This is a genomic window from Bordetella tumbae, assembly GCF_965139195.1.
Taxonomy (GTDB): Bacteria; Pseudomonadota; Gammaproteobacteria; order Burkholderiales; family Burkholderiaceae_B; genus Bordetella_A; species Bordetella_A tumbae.
On record NZ_CBCSJH010000035.1, the window covers coordinates 30,928 to 44,441 of the forward strand.

13 protein-coding genes are annotated in these 13,514 nt (G+C 60.4%); 7 read left to right on the forward strand and 6 right to left on the reverse strand.

Going from position 1 to position 13,514, the window contains the following annotated elements; translation table 11 throughout:
- Nucleotides 1-107: 107 nt before the first annotated feature.
- The 6 genes from rfaE2 to ubiE form a co-directional block, all read right to left on the reverse strand.
- The gene (gene rfaE2, locus ACNA0J_RS24410; protein ID WP_415821491.1) at nucleotides 108-596 is read right to left on the reverse strand and encodes a D-glycero-beta-D-manno-heptose 1-phosphate adenylyltransferase; all 489 of its coding nucleotides are present in this window, start codon (nucleotides 594-596) and stop codon (nucleotides 108-110) included.
- Between the two features lie 33 nt (nucleotides 597-629).
- Nucleotides 630-1,517 (reverse strand): ferritin-like domain-containing protein, encoded by an 888-nt coding sequence (locus ACNA0J_RS24415; RefSeq protein WP_415821492.1) that lies wholly within the window; start codon nucleotides 1,515-1,517, stop codon nucleotides 630-632.
- 166 nt (nucleotides 1,518-1,683) lie between these two features.
- Nucleotides 1,684-3,237, reverse strand: coding sequence for a ubiquinone biosynthesis regulatory protein kinase UbiB (gene ubiB, locus ACNA0J_RS24420; RefSeq protein ID WP_415821493.1), 1,554 nt, complete (start codon nucleotides 3,235-3,237; stop codon nucleotides 1,684-1,686).
- A gap of 3 nt (nucleotides 3,238-3,240) precedes the next feature.
- Nucleotides 3,241-3,879, reverse strand: coding sequence for a ubiquinone biosynthesis accessory factor UbiJ (locus tag ACNA0J_RS24425; RefSeq protein ID WP_415821516.1), 639 nt, complete (start codon nucleotides 3,877-3,879; stop codon nucleotides 3,241-3,243).
- Nucleotides 3,880-4,173: 294 nt separating this feature from the next.
- Nucleotides 4,174-5,178 (reverse strand): Tim44 domain-containing protein, encoded by a 1,005-nt coding sequence (locus tag ACNA0J_RS24430; RefSeq protein WP_415821494.1) that lies wholly within the window; start codon nucleotides 5,176-5,178, stop codon nucleotides 4,174-4,176.
- A gap of 289 nt (nucleotides 5,179-5,467) precedes the next feature.
- Nucleotides 5,468-6,232 carry a bifunctional demethylmenaquinone methyltransferase/2-methoxy-6-polyprenyl-1,4-benzoquinol methylase UbiE gene (gene ubiE / locus ACNA0J_RS24435; protein WP_415821495.1) on the reverse strand — a complete coding sequence of 255 codons (765 nt, stop codon included), beginning with the start codon at nucleotides 6,230-6,232 and terminating at the stop codon, nucleotides 5,468-5,470.
- 157 nt (nucleotides 6,233-6,389) lie between these two features.
- On the opposite strand from ubiE, the gene phoB reads away from it, so the two are divergent.
- The 7 genes from phoB to ACNA0J_RS24470 all read left to right on the forward strand — a co-directional run bounded on the left by phoB (nucleotide 6,390) and on the right by ACNA0J_RS24470 (nucleotide 13,136).
- Nucleotides 6,390-7,088, forward strand: coding sequence for a phosphate regulon transcriptional regulator PhoB (gene phoB, locus ACNA0J_RS24440; RefSeq protein WP_094819892.1), 699 nt, complete (start codon nucleotides 6,390-6,392; stop codon nucleotides 7,086-7,088).
- 12 nt (nucleotides 7,089-7,100) lie between these two features.
- Nucleotides 7,101-8,399, forward strand: coding sequence for a phosphate regulon sensor histidine kinase PhoR (phoR, locus tag ACNA0J_RS24445; RefSeq protein WP_415821496.1), 1,299 nt, complete (start codon nucleotides 7,101-7,103; stop codon nucleotides 8,397-8,399).
- 138 nt (nucleotides 8,400-8,537) lie between these two features.
- Entirely contained in the window at nucleotides 8,538-9,737 is a 1,200-nt protein-coding gene (gene serA, locus ACNA0J_RS24450; RefSeq protein ID WP_415821498.1) for a phosphoglycerate dehydrogenase, read from the forward strand.
- 388 nt (nucleotides 9,738-10,125) lie between these two features.
- Nucleotides 10,126-10,503: a VOC family protein gene (locus ACNA0J_RS24455; RefSeq protein WP_415821518.1), complete on the forward strand. Its 378-nt coding sequence runs from the start codon at nucleotides 10,126-10,128 to the stop codon at nucleotides 10,501-10,503.
- A 24-nt stretch (nucleotides 10,504-10,527) separates the two neighbouring features.
- Nucleotides 10,528-11,253, forward strand: coding sequence for a 5-oxoprolinase subunit PxpB (gene pxpB, locus ACNA0J_RS24460; RefSeq protein WP_415821499.1), 726 nt, complete (start codon nucleotides 10,528-10,530; stop codon nucleotides 11,251-11,253).
- On the forward strand, nucleotides 11,250-12,251 hold the full coding sequence (locus tag ACNA0J_RS24465) for a 5-oxoprolinase subunit C family protein (protein WP_415821500.1): 1,002 nt from the start codon (nucleotides 11,250-11,252) through the stop codon (nucleotides 12,249-12,251). The genes pxpB and ACNA0J_RS24465 overlap by 4 nt, the downstream gene beginning before the upstream one ends.
- 114 nt (nucleotides 12,252-12,365) lie before the next feature.
- Nucleotides 12,366-13,136 carry a LamB/YcsF family protein gene (locus ACNA0J_RS24470; protein WP_415821501.1) on the forward strand — a complete coding sequence of 257 codons (771 nt, stop codon included), beginning with the start codon at nucleotides 12,366-12,368 and terminating at the stop codon, nucleotides 13,134-13,136.
- Nucleotides 13,137-13,514: the final 378 nt, after the last annotated feature.

Below are 13,514 nucleotides of genomic sequence, written 5' to 3' on the forward strand. Positions count from 1 at the left end.
CGGCCAGACCAGGCGATAGGGCCAGCGCGCCCTTTACACGACGAGCCCCGGCGGCTAAAGAACCCCTCAGCCACAACGAACTCATCAGCCCCCCCAAACGGCCGAGGTCACGCGCCCCGAATCTTCCGCACCAACGACGTCGTAGACCGCTCAAACTCAAACGGAATCGCCAACGCCCTTCCACCCCAAGTCTTCACCAGAGCCGTCTCAGGCAGCGTCTCCATATCGTAATCGCCCCCTTTGACGATCAGATCCGGCCGCAATTCGCCAATGATCTCCACAGGCGTATCCTCGTGAAAAGTCGTGACGACGCTCACGCATTCCAACGCGGCCAACAGCGCAGCCCGATCCTCTTGGCGATTGAGCGGACGGTCATCGCCCTTGCCCAAGCGCCGCACCGAATCATCGGTATTGATCGCCACCACCAGCGTCGCCCCTAATTGAGCGGCCTGATCCAGATAGGTAGCATGGCCTCGATGCAGAATATCGAAGACGCCATTGGTAAAGACCAACGGCCGGGGCAATTTGCCCAACGCAATCGCCGCAGCGCAGGCGTCGCGGGACAGGATTTTGGATTCAAAACGGGCGGCAGACATACCTGAATTGTACGCCGCCGCCCAGGATGAGTGTCACGCGCCGACAGGCACAATCAATCCGGACTTCTCGTTATTTACAGAAACCAAGCTCGATACCTCCTTGCGATAACGGCTCAGGTCCTTCACCGTATCGAAAGTCCGTCCCATCAGCTTGGACAGGATGTGCAAAATGCGGGTCGCGACCTTCTGTTCCCAGACGTCGTCGAAACGAATCTGCGTATCCAGCCAGTTTTCCAGCCAACCCGGCTCGGGCAGGCGAGATTGCACGGTGTCGTTCGGGAACAGGTTCTTGTTCACGTGCAAATTGGTCGGGTGCATCGCCTGCGCGGTGCGGCTGGCCGAGGCCATGAGCACGCCGATCTTGGAAAACGACAAGCGTGCCTGGGCACTGGTCTGCTCGCCACGGTCATGCAGCGCGCGGCGCATGTACTGCAAATACGCACCCGCATGCCGGGCCTCGTCACGCGAAATCGTGCGGTAGATTTCGCGAATCACCGGCTCCGTATGCCAGTCTGCAGCGCGACGATACCAGTGATTCAACCGGATCTCACCGCAGAAATGCAGCATCAGCGTGTCGAGCTCGGGCGCCGGATCAAATTCGAAACGGATCTTGTGCAGTTCCTCCTCGGTGGGAACCAGCTCGGGGCAAAAACGCCGCAAGTATTCCATCAACACCAAGGAATGCTTCTGTTCTTCGAAAAACCACACCGACATGAACGCACAAAAATCGCTATCACCGCGATTATCGCGCAAGAACATTTCCGTCGCCGGCAGCGCTGCCCATTCGGTGATGGCGTTCATCTTGATGGTGTACGCCTGTTCATCCGAGAGCTTGCTACGATCAAATTCGTGCCAAGGAATATCGCTCGCCATGTTCCAGCGCACGGCTTCCATGGTCTTGAAGAGTTCAGGATAAAGCATGGTGTGGCCCTTAATTTTCCCGCGTGGGGCGCTATCATTTTCGGAATGCCGTGTCATCACGGCCCGGACGCTATGCGCATGTCACGCAAGCGTGTTTATCGCTGTTGCGTGCGAATCTGTCATGACAGAATTACGACAAAATCATGACAGACGCACAGTCAGCGTATCAGCGAGTCAGTGCCCACAAGGCCACCCCCACTGCGACCGCCAATACCGCCGTCAAGGCGATCAATAGGCGGTTTCCCTGTTCTTGCGCGTGGCGCAAACGGGTCATTTCACTAAGCAACTGCGGTGCCGTGTCAGGACGGCTGAGCTGCTCGTACATCAAGCGCGGCAAGGCCGGCAATGTCTGCGACCATTGCGCGGCTTCTTTGGTCAACGACTGTCGAAAGCCATCAAACCCCATACGACGCCGCATCCAGTTTTCCAGATAAGGCTTGGCTGTCTTCCAGAGATCCAGATTCGGATCGAGTTGCCGGCCGAGCCCTTCGACGTTGAGCAATGTTTTTTGCAGCAGTACCAACTGCGGTTGAATCTCGACGTTGAAACGCCGTGACGTCTGGAACAGGCGCAGCAACACCTGCCCTAACGAAATTTCGGACAATGGCCGATCGAAATAGGGCTCGCATACGGCGCGTACAGCCCCCTCGAGTTCCTCTTCGCGAGTATCGGCCGGCACCCAGCCAGACTCGATATGCAACTGCGCCACGCGGCGGTAGTCCCGATGAAAGAAAGCCAGGAAATTCTGCGCAAGATAATTCTTGTCGAACTCCGACAGCGAGCCGACGATGCCAAAATCCAGCGCGATATAACGCCCAAGCGTCTCGGGCCGATCAGAAACGTAAATGTTGCCCGGATGCATGTCCGCATGGAAAAACCCATCGGAAAACACTTGAGTAAAGAAGATATCGACGCCACTGCGCGCCAGTGTCGGAATATCAATGCCCGCAGCGCGCAAGCGATCGATCTGCCCCACGGGAATGCCGTACATCCGTTGCATGGTGAACACCGTGGCTGCGGTGTATTCCCAGATCACTTCGGGCACGATCAGCAAATCGCCTCGCCCCGATGCAGCGTCAAAATTGCGGCGCAGTTGACTGCAGTTCGAGGCCTCGCGCACCAGGTCCAGCTCGTCATGCAAGTAATTGTCGAACTCTGCGACGACCTCGCGGGGTTTCAGGCGCCGCCCATCCGCACCGGTGCGCTCGACGATGCGCGCCACGATATGCAGCAACGACAAATCCCGCTCGATCGCTTGGCGCATGCCTGGACGCAAGACCTTTACCGCGACCTCACGGCCGTCGTGGAGCACCGCAAAATGCACCTGGGCAATAGATGCCGAGGCCACAGGATCCACCTCGAACTGAGCAAACAATTTGGACGGAGGTGCCCCCAGTGCGGCCTCGATACATGCTGCAGCCTCGGCCGAGGGAAACGGCGCCACACGATCCTGCAATAGCGCCAGTTCGTCGGCAATATCCGCCGGAATCAGATCGCGCCGGGTGGAAAGCACCTGGCCAAATTTCACGAAAATGGGACCGAGCGACTCCAGTGCACGCCTGAGCCGCAGCCCTCGAGGTGCTTTCGGCCGCCGTCCCAGACGCAGCAACCATCGCAGCCCCTTTGCCAAGGGATGATTGAGGCTGGACAAGGCCAGATCGTCCAGACCGTAACGGTAGGCGACACACAGAATGCGAAGGACTCGGAAAAAGCTGAGCATGAATCAAGCGCCTCGCTTCGCAGCCAGGCGAGCCAGGCGCGCATCCAATGACGCTGCCGCCGTGGCAGCGTCCTCACGTCGCTGATTCAAGTCGGCGAGATCCAGCCTCCACTGCTCCAGCAGCGAGGTCCCGACAAGAACGCCGCGCTCTTCGGCTAAATATTCCGATACATTGCGGCTCAGACTGGACACCGCGGCCTTGGCACCCTCGCCCGCCGCACGGGCGCCAGCCATTAGACGCGTGGCGGGAATATCACCGACCAGCCGCGACAAATCGTCCTCGGGGTCCCAACGCAGGTTTTCCGCCAGATCAGCCACCACGCGAGCCAGCGCGGCATCGCCCTCGATATGCGTTGCCTCGGCAACATCGGGCCGATCCTGCCCGGGCAGCATTCCCAGAGGATTGAGCTTGCCTGGATTGACGGTCAGGGTGACGTCGGGTACCACCGCGGTATCAGCCAGATCGGCATAGCCTTCGCTATTGATCGCCAAGCCAGTCACAAAGCCGCCCAGCGCAAAACGCACGGTTTTGCCCGCGTGGCGCGACAGACGCTCGCGCGCCCAGTCTTCACGCGACAACAAGCCGTTGAGCGCGCGAACGGCTAACCGCGACGGAGTGGGCAAAAAGGAAAAAGGCAACATCGATGCAAAGCGAGCCTGCACTGGCAGACCCCGCCAAAAAAAACGGAGATACCCGGAGTTTACCGGGTCAGGGCATGCCGTCCCTGAAAACGGGCTGCAACCCGTGGAAATCGACCTTGCTTGAAGGTGCTCGGCGTTAAAAAGCCCACGCTGCGCCTTCAGCTTGCCGCCCCCAAGAGTTTTTTTACCTTGAGGCGGCTCGGTAGCAAAAAAGAGGGCACCGCACGAACGGTGCCCTCTGCAGTGGCTAAGGACCAGACCGAATCAACAGAAATGTTCCGGCCCCGATCCAGATCAGCTGGCGTATTCCACAGGAATCTGCTGAATACCGGCCAACAGCCACCCGCCTTGTTGAGGCTTGAACAGGTTCCAGACCTCTTCGAAACGGAACGCCTCGGTACCCGGGGCATCGCGCAGCATGCCGGAGAAGCGCACGCTGGCCAAATGACCGTCAGACACCGTCTCGATGCCCAACAGCTCGGCATTCAGCAAGACGACTTCGGTCTGGCTGGGCGCCGCACCGCGCTCGGTCAACTGTTGTTTGAGCTCGGCGATCAGATCGTCGGTCAAGTACTCGCGCAGGCGATCGGTATTACCGCTATCCCAAATGGCCTGGATTTCCACGAACTGCTTCTTGGCGTTTGCCAGGAAAGCCGTGCTGTCGAAATCGCCGGGAACGTACCAATTGTCGCTGTCGCCGGCCGCCGGTAACTCGGCGGCGGCAGGTGCCGCTGCTGCAGCGGCGGCGGGAGCAGCGGCCGACGGCGCGAGCGATTCGCGCCACAGAGGCTGCTGGCCTTGGCGGTCATCACCCTGACGTGCCGCGTTGTTGGCGCCATAAGCACCCTGCATCGCCGGACGACGCCCACCCGCACCGCGCAGACGGCGCACGATGAAGATCACGGCGAACACGACCAGTGCGATCAGCAACATGCTGGACATGAATTCGGCAAATGCACCGGACAGGCCCAGATGCGACAGCAAGGCCGCGATACCCAGACCGGCGGCAATACCGGCGATCGGACCTAACCAGCGCGACATACCGCTTTTCGCGGCGGTGCCTGCGGCTGCCGCGCCCGTCGCAGCGGCAGCCGGTGCCGCCGTACGGTTGGTGGTGGTTGCGCTCGCCGGCGGCGTCGTGGCCTGGCGCTGCTGAGTAATATTGGTGGACTGACGGCCTACGCTGCTGCCCCCGCCCATGCGACGGGCTTCGGCGTCGAATGACGTCGCCAACATCGCCGTGCCGGCAACAGCAATCAATGCTGCGGCGAAAAACCGGGAAATTCCGGATCGGGACATATTGTGTGACTCCTGACACGTGACCGGGGCCTGAATGACCCCTGCCCGCCAGCCCCCCGCTAGGTGGCTGGCTTTTTGTTGAACGCTTTCTGACAGAAAGCTGAATACCTCAAGAATAACGGACAAGCCGGCGAACGACAAGTTCCCGCTCGATCGCGTATTCCCTTTGAATAATCCATCCCGGCGAAACCGCATGGCGAAGCGGCTGCCGGAGGTGTAACGCCCTCAGGCCCGCGCCTCTGGAGGCAACCGCCGCACATCGCCCCTGAGGGCCTGTATCTGCCGGCGCTCAGGCCAGGCGCACCCCTTCGTGCAGAGCCGTCACGCCCGCCGTCAGGTTGAAATACTGCACGCGTTCCAGACCTGCCGTACGCATCATATCGGCCAGGGTGTCCTGGTCGGGATGCATGCGGATGGATTCCGCCAAATAGCGGTAGCTGGCCTCATCCCCCGCGACTTTCTTGCCCAGCCAGGGCAGCACGTTGAACGAATACCAGTCATACACCGGCGCCAGAGGACGCGCCACGCGCGAGAATTCCAGCACCAGCAGCTTTCCGCCGGGTTTGAGCACGCGCGTCATTTCTGCCAACGCGCGGTCTTTATGAGTCATATTACGCAGACCGAACGCCACGCTGACCCGGTCGAAATACCCGGATGGAAAGGGTAATTTCTCAGCGTCACAGACTGCAGTGGGCAACAATAGCCCGGCATCGGTCATGCGATCCCGCCCCACGCGCAGCATGGAATCGTTAATATCAGTCAGCCAAACCTCGCCCGTCGGGCCCGCACGGCGCGCAAAGGCCTTGGCCAGATCGCCCGTCCCGCCGGCGATATCCAGCACTTTCATGCCAGGACGGATGGCAGCGCGGCCGATGGTAAAGGCCTTCCAGATGCGATGCAGGCCGCCTGACATCAAATCGTTCATGACGTCATAGCGCGACGCTACCGAATGGAAGACCTCGGCGACCTTGCGCGCCTTTTGGTCTTCGGGGACGGATTGAAAACCGAAATGCGTGCTGGCCGAATCAGAAGAAGAATCAGGGTTTTGTTGCATAGTAAGAGCCCGGTATATGACGCAATGGTAGCCGATCGAGGCCCAAGTCAGCAGAAAGCAGGCAGCAAAACACCAATTCGTCACATACCTGAAATATTCCGGCCATACTATCGCAATGTTCGCGCCTGCCGGCGCTCATCGTCTGCCTCTATTGCCAATGTCCAGCACCATTCTTGTCGTCGAAGACGAACCCGCCATCCAAGAACTCATTGCCGTCAATCTCTCGTTTGCCGGCCATAAAGTCTTGCGCGCTTTCGACGCTGAACAGGCCCAGACCCTGATCCGCGCCGAGCTACCCGATCTGATATTGCTGGATTGGATGCTGCCCGGCACCTCCGGCCTGGCGCTGGCTCGCAAGCTGCGCGACAGCGAACGCACCCGCGCCGTCCCTGTCATCATGCTGACGGCCAAAGGGTCCGAGCAGGACAAGGTCGATGGCCTGGAAGCCGGTGCCGATGATTACATCACCAAGCCATTCTCGCCCAAAGAGCTGATGGCGCGCATCAAGGCGGTCCTGCGCCGCCGCGCGCCACAGTTGACGGACGACATCATCGACGTCAGCGGCCTGAAACTCGATCCCGTGACTCACCGCCTGTCAGGCAACGAACAATCGCTGTCGATCGGGCCGACCGAGTTCCGTCTGCTGCATTTCTTCATGACGCACCCGGAACGCGTGTTCTCCCGCTCGCAACTGCTGGATCAAGTGTGGGGCGATCACGTGTTCGTCGAAGAGCGCACGGTGGACGTGCACATCCGCCGCCTGCGCAAAGCGCTGGAACCGTCGGGCCATGACTCGCACGTCGAAACGGTCCGTGGCAGCGGATATCGCTTTACGGCACAGGTCCCGGCACGGTAAAAAACAGCCACGATGATCTGGCTGCGCACTTTTTTCCTGGTCGCTCTCTGGGCGATCATTTCGCTGTTCCTGCAATGGCTGATCGGCAACCCGGCGGGTTGGCTGGTATTTTGCGCAGCGCTGTTATTCATGCTGTTCTGGCGCAGCTGGCGCCTGCGTTCGGTATCGCACTGGGCGCACCACCCAGAAACCTCCCCCCCCGCCTCGGTCGGGCCCTGGGACGACATTCTGGCGCCGCTGTATCGCTATACCCGTGCTCGTGCACGAGATTTGGCCGAGGCCCGTGCGGCCATGCAAAGCATGCTGTCTGCCGCCCAGGCCTTGCCCGACGGCGTTGTGACGCTGAACGAAGATTTTCAAATTGAATGGTGCAATCGCGTCGCGCGTCACCATTTGACGCTGAACCTGCCGGCCGACCGCGGCCAGAATCTGCTGAATCTGCTGCGCGCACCGGAGTTTGTCGCCTATGCCCACCGCAGCGATTGGCCCGAGCCCATCCTGGTCCGCCTGGCTCATGGGGGGCAAGAGCGCGTCATGATGATGCACTTGGCCGCCTACGCCAGCAATCGCCGCCTGTTGATCACGCGCGACGTCACGCAAATCGAAAAGCTGGAAACGACACGGCGCGATTTCGTCGCCAACGTATCGCACGAACTGCGCACGCCGCTGACGGTATTGGCCGGGTTTCTGGAAACGTTGCGCGATATGCCTGCCGAGGCATTGGACGAAGAGCAGCGTGCCCAATACCTGTCCATGATGCACGAGCAGGCCTTGCGCATGCAGGCCATCGTAGAAGACCTGCTGACCCTGTCCACGCTCGAGTCGTCGCCCGGGTCCGACCCGCGAGCCGTAAACGTGCCCGCCCTCTTGCAGACCACCCGCCAGCAGATCGAAGCCCTCTCCGCCGGCCGGCATGTCTTTCACTGGGATATCGACGAGTCCCTGGACGTTCTGGGCGCAGAGACTGAACTGGCATCGGCCATGTCCAACCTGCTGACCAACGCCGTGCGTTATACGCCCGATGGCGGCACCATCACCGTGCGCTGGCAGGGCGCGTCCGATGGCGGAGCACGCTACAGCGTCCAAGACACGGGGATCGGCATCGCAGCGCTGCATATCCCGCGTCTCACCGAGCGTTTTTACCGGGTTGACCGAGGCCGTTCGCGCGCCGCAGGCGGCACGGGCCTGGGGTTGGCCATCACCAAACACATCGCCATCCGTCACGATGCAGAGCTGACCATTACCAGCGAACCGGGCAAAGGCAGCACGTTCGCGTTGTATTTCCCGGCGGAAAGGGTCGCGGCGGCCTGAACGGCACTATCGCCATACAGACCGAATGGACTCTCGGGTCCCGCGCGCCAAACTGCGTCACAATGATTGAAAAGAGTTTCATTTACTCTTTCCGTTCGGGCTTGCCCCTTTTTCACTGCCTTTCCCCCTGCCGCATCCATGACCAAGATTGTCCTGTTCGAGAACGTCCATCCCAGCGCCCGCGAAGTCTTCGCCGCAGCGGGCTACACCGACATCGTCACGCATGCAACGGCCCTGCCGCCGTCTGAGTTGCGCGAGGCCCTGCGCGGCGCGCACGTGGCGGGGATCCGTTCTCGCACGCAAATGGATGCGGAGGCCTTTGCCGCTGCTCCCGATCTGCGGCTGGTGGGATGCTTTTGCATCGGCACCAATCAGGTGGATCTGAATCACGCGATGCAACGTGGCATCCCGGTATTCAATGCGCCATTTTCGAACACGCGTTCGGTCGCTGAGCTGGTGCTCGGTGAAGCGATTCTGCTGTTGCGCCGTATCCCGGAGAAAAATGCCCGCGTGCATCAGGGACACTGGGATAAATCTGCCACGGGCGCATTCGAAACCCGGGGCAAAACGCTGGGCATCATCGGCTACGGCAATATCGGCTCGCAGATCAGCACACTGGCGGAAAGCCTCGGCATGCGGGTCGTATTCCATGACGTCGAGGGCAAATTGCCACTGGGCAATGCCCGGGCAGCGACCACGCTGGCGGAATTGTTGGAGCAAGCCGATGTAGTGACGTTGCACGTGCCGGGCGGCAAAAGCACAGAAAACCTGATCAATGCCGACACGCTGGCGCAGATGAAACGCGGAGCGATCTTGATCAACGCCTCACGCGGCACTGTGGTGGATATCGATGCGCTGCACGCGGCGCTGAAGTCCGGCCATTTAGCCGGCGCTGCGCTGGACGTCTTCCCCACCGAGCCCAAGGGCCCCAACGAGCCGCTGGCCAGCCCGCTGATTGGTCTGCCCAACGTGTTGTTGACGCCGCACATCGGCGGCAGCACACAAGAATCCCAAGAAAACATCGGCCGCGAGGTCGCGGAAAAACTGGTGAGATTCCTGCAGGCCGGCACGACCAAAGGTGCAGTCAATTTCCCGGAACTGCCGTATCAAGAACCGGCAGGCGAGGCGCGGATTTTGCACGTGCATCGCAACGCACCTGGGGCATTGGGTACATTGGACAATCTGCTGGCCGAACAGGGCCTGAACATTGTCAGCCAGAGCCTGCAGACACGCGGCCAGGTAGGCTACGTGATCACAGACGTCGACGGCGAGGTCAGCGACGCCGTACTGGCGACGTTGCGCAATCACCCCATTACCGTGCGCTGCGATCTGGTCTGAACGACCGTTACGGATAGGACATAGCGGCGTCCGAGTGGGCGCCNCTCGCCTCTCTGCTGTACTGTTGTTCGATCGGGAAACTCATCACCCGGATCGCGAGTGCGACACACCCTCAAACAGTCCCAATGAATCTGCCCCGATGATTCCCGACACACTCCCAATTAAATAATCGATTTTTTTGATACTCAGACCCAAAAAATATCGTTTTTCTATCAAAAAAACAGTGGCTAAACTATCTGCCATGCGATCGTTATCCATACGCTGAGTTTTTCGGTGGCTGGATCGCGACACAGGCCCACTTATTTTGATTTATTCTTATTGATTCGGAGTTTGTATGAGCCCCCCTGCCGTCCTGCCCCCTTTTCACCTCGCATTTCCTGTCCGCGACATTGCCGAGGCCCGCGCATTTTATGGCGACCTGCTAGGCTGTCCGGAGGGGCGCAGCGCGCCTGAGTGGGTGGACTTCAACTTCTATGGCCACCAGATCGTTGCCCATTTGTCGCCCGACGAATGCGGTCACAAATCGACCAGCGCCGTCGACGACCATGACGTACCGGTTCGCCACTTTGGCGCGGTCCTGCCCATGGAAGACTGGGAAACTCTGGCCAAAAAACTGACCGATGCCGGCACGAAATTCGTGATCGAGCCCTACGTCCGTTTCAAAGGCGAAGTCGGCGAACAGGCCACGATGTTCTTCCTGGATCCGTCGGGCAACGCTCTGGAATTCAAGTCGTTCAAGAACCTGGACTCTTTGTTCGCAAAATAATCCCGTCTGGAGGCGGTTGCCCTGGTGAACGAATCTTCTCTCACATCCAGTTCAACCGCCTGGCGCATTCTGCCGCAGGGCGATCGTTGCCTGATGATTTACTTCGGCGACCAGATCGACATGTCGATCGGTCGCCTTTGCCTGGCTGCAGCGAATCTGCTGCGACAGGCCGAGCTGCCCGGCGTGACGGACGTTGTTCCCTCATTCATTGCATTGGCAGTGCACTACCAGCCCAATGGCCGGCACGGGCCGCGTTACGCTGAGCTCGCCGCACAAATCGAACGGCTCCTGTCGCAGGGCATCACGCCCGATACGCAAACGGGAGGAGATGTCGAGATCCCGGTCTGTTATGGCGGGGAATATGGTCCCGATCTGGACGAGGTGGCGCGGCATGCCGGCATCTCGACCGACGAGGTCATCGCTTTGCACACGCAACCGGGCAATCTGGTGTTCATGCTGGGATTCGCCCCAGGTTTGCCGTACATCGGCGTACACGACGAACGCTTGAATATCCCTCGCCGTGCGTCACCGCGCACAGCGGTCCCTCCCGGCTCCGTCGCCGTCGCCAACCGCCAAAGCGTGCTGTATCCCAGCCGCTTGCCAGGCGGATGGAACATCATCGGTGCGACCCCGCTGTCATTATTCGATCCGGCGCGCACGCCCTCGACCCTGATGCAGCCCGGTGATCGAGTGCGCTTTGTGCCGATCGACGCCACAGAGTTTGACCGTCTGCGCGAGGCCACGCGATGAGTATCACCGTCCTCAAGCCCGGCGTGCTATCGACCTTCCAGGACCTTGGCCGCACAGGCAGCCAGCACGTGGGCGTCCCAGTCTGTGGCGCGATGGATCTGCGGGCCCATCGCCTGGCGAACTTGCTGGCGGGCAACGATGCAGATCACGCCTCGTTGGAAATCACCTTGGCGGGCCCGACGTTGCGATTCGAGGCGCCCGCCTGTTTTGCCATTACCGGCGCCAACTTGCAGCCTACGCTCAACGGCAATCCGATTACAGGCTATCGCCCCTTGATCGCGCGTGCGGGTGATGTGTTGGCGTTTGGCACTGCGCCTCCAGATACGGGCGTACGAGCCTATCTCGCTATTCATGGAGGCTATGCGCTAACGCCTGTCCTGGGCAGCACGAGCACTTATGTACGTGGCGGTTTTGGCGGCCATACAGGGCGCGCCTTGGCCAAAGGCGATGTCATCGGACTGCAGGCGTCACTGCCCACCGCGTCAGAGTCGCTATCCGAGCTGGCTCAGGCGCTATGGCAGATCCGCGTTTATGTGCCGTCGGCATTGTCTGGACGGACACGCGACTATCTGCGGCTACTCCCGGGAGTGCACTGGGACGAGTTCACTGCCGAGTCGCAACACGATCTGTTGCATGCCGAGTTCCGCATCAGTACCCAGTCCGATCGCATGGGCTATCGCCTGGAAGGCCCGCCGCTGGCCATGACCACGCCGCGCCAAATTCTGTCCGAGGCGACCGGCTACGGCACCGTTCAGGTTCCGTCCGGTGGCGAAGCCATTGTCCTCATGGCGGATCGCCAGAGTACCGGTGGCTATCCCAAGATCGCGCAGGTCATCTCGGTAGACTTGCCCGATCTCGCGCAACGCCGACCGGGGCAAAGCGTGCGCTTTGCATCGATCGATCTCGACGAAGCGCAACGGCTCGACGGCGAACGCGAAGAAGCCTTCACGCAGTTGCAAGAAGCGCTCGCATCGTTACGGGCGTTGCTGCGAGCCTGAGTCATACGGGTTAGGATTATGTTGATCCTCGGCTAGCCATCGAACACTGAATCCGACGCCCATCCTGCATCGTCACGGGCACTCACCATCATTCGTCCTATCAGGAACTTCATCATGACCGCCACCACCAATCTCGTCATCGATCTGAACTGCGACATGGGCGAAAGCTACGGCGCCTGGCACATGGGCAACGACGATGCGGTGCTGCAGTTTGTCAGCTCAGCGAACGTCGCCTGTGGATTTCATGGTGGCGATCCCTCCACCATGCGCAAGACCGTCGCCGCTGCGCTCAAACACAACGTTTCAATCGGCGCCCATCCGAGCCTGCCCGATCTGGTGGGTTTTGGCCGCCGCCCGATGCAGGTAACGCCGCAGGAAGCCTACGATATGGTGGTCTACCAGGTCGGCGCCCTGGCCGCCGTCGCTGCCACGCAAGGCACGCGTCTGCATCATGTCAAAGCTCACGGCGCGCTCTACAACATGGCCGTCAAAGACCGCCCTCTAGCCCAGGCGATTGCCCGCGCAGTGCACGATGTCGACGCAAGCCTTGTCCTGTATGGTTTGCCGGGCAGCTATCTCATCGAGGCCGCAAATGAACTCGGCTTGCGCGCGGCCAACGAGGTGTTTGCCGATCGCACCTACCAGGACGATGGATCCCTGACGCCTCGCACTCAGCCGGGTGCAATGATCGAAGACGTGGACACGGCCGTCGCTCAGGTGCTGCGCATGGTCCAGGATCGAGTTGTCCGCTCGGTCAATGGCCGTGATGTTCCCGTTCAAGCAGACACGCTTTGCATTCATGGCGATCAGCCTAATGCGGTCGTGTTTGCAGAGGGGCTTAGACAGGCGTTGCTGAAGGCAGGCGTTGAGATCCGGAAGGTTTGAACGCTGTTGCTAGACAAAATATCTCTCGAACTGCTGCATTGGCGTGAGGCCACGGGATGGCACATGCATGCAATAGATGCCTCATCAAAGAAGTGCACTACGCAACACCATCGCAAGCCGCGATCGCAGCCAAGCAGATCCTCCAACCAGGCACCACGCCACCCCTCCTGCATGCCCGGACCGATCGCTTGAGGTGGGCGCGCAGGGCGCGCGCCGAAAGCAGCACCGCAAGATCTTCTTCTTTGCCAACACGGCTGCAAAAAACGCCAAGCACACGAGTCGTGCCAGCGATGCAGAGAGCTCTAGTTGCTGCCAGTCGAGCCGAGGCAATCGGCCCGGCCGGGCGCCTCAAAGTCGAGTGGAGCGGATGCTGAAGGT

What these genes read in the sequence shown, in the direction of transcription:
- ACNA0J_RS24425 (WP_415821516.1), bottom strand. Translation starts at nt 3,879, where the DNA reads ATGTTGCCTTTTTCCTTTTTGCCCACTCCGTCGCGGTTAGCCGTTCGC.
- ACNA0J_RS24415 (WP_415821492.1), bottom strand. Translation starts at nt 1,517, where the DNA reads ATGCTTTATCCTGAACTCTTCAAGACCATGGAAGCCGTGCGCTGGAAC.
- rfaE2 (WP_415821491.1), bottom strand. Translation starts at nt 596, where the DNA reads ATGTCTGCCGCCCGTTTTGAATCCAAAATCCTGTCCCGCGACGCCTGC.
- ubiE (WP_415821495.1), bottom strand. Translation starts at nt 6,232, where the DNA reads ATGCAACAAAACCCTGATTCTTCTTCTGATTCGGCCAGCACGCATTTC.
- phoB (WP_094819892.1), top strand. Translation starts at nt 6,390, where the DNA reads ATGTCCAGCACCATTCTTGTCGTCGAAGACGAACCCGCCATCCAAGAA.
- phoR (WP_415821496.1), top strand. Translation starts at nt 7,101, where the DNA reads ATGATCTGGCTGCGCACTTTTTTCCTGGTCGCTCTCTGGGCGATCATT.
- serA (WP_415821498.1), top strand. Translation starts at nt 8,538, where the DNA reads ATGACCAAGATTGTCCTGTTCGAGAACGTCCATCCCAGCGCCCGCGAA.
- ubiB (WP_415821493.1), bottom strand. Translation starts at nt 3,237, where the DNA reads ATGCTCAGCTTTTTCCGAGTCCTTCGCATTCTGTGTGTCGCCTACCGT.
- ACNA0J_RS24465 (WP_415821500.1), top strand. Translation starts at nt 11,250, where the DNA reads ATGAGTATCACCGTCCTCAAGCCCGGCGTGCTATCGACCTTCCAGGAC.
- ACNA0J_RS24470 (WP_415821501.1), top strand. Translation starts at nt 12,366, where the DNA reads ATGACCGCCACCACCAATCTCGTCATCGATCTGAACTGCGACATGGGC.
- ACNA0J_RS24430 (WP_415821494.1), bottom strand. Translation starts at nt 5,178, where the DNA reads ATGTCCCGATCCGGAATTTCCCGGTTTTTCGCCGCAGCATTGATTGCT.